1 protein-coding gene is annotated in these 287 nt (G+C 61.7%); it reads left to right on the top strand.

The genetic code is table 11. The features are described 5' to 3' along the window. On the top strand, positions 1 to 287 hold a 287-nt coding region (locus EN874_RS33240; RefSeq protein ID WP_281061471.1), incomplete at both ends, for a proton-conducting transporter membrane subunit.

The raw sequence follows: 287 nt of genomic DNA, 5'->3' as shown, positions 1-287 counted from the left end.
GGTGCCCACGCTGGGCATCACTTACGCACTTGGCATCGACGGGATCAGCGCACTCTTCGTGTTCCTGACCGCGCTGTTGGGCTGGATCTGCGTGCTCGCCTCGTGGACTGCGATCGACCGCAAGGTGAAGGAGTTCATGGTCAGCCTGCTGGCAATGCAGGCGCTGATGCTGGGCGTGTTCTGCGCGCTGGACCTGTTCCTGTTCTACGTTTTCTGGGAGGCGATGCTGATTCCGATGTACGTGATCATCGGCGTCTGGGGTGGCGACGGCCGGGTCTATGCGGCAT

Source organism: Mesorhizobium sp. M1D.F.Ca.ET.231.01.1.1 (assembly GCF_003999155.2).
Classification (GTDB): domain Bacteria; phylum Pseudomonadota; class Alphaproteobacteria; order Rhizobiales; family Rhizobiaceae; genus Mesorhizobium.
The sequence above is the reverse complement of the archived record's forward strand: the minus strand, read 5'-3'. Positions and strand labels throughout refer to the sequence as shown.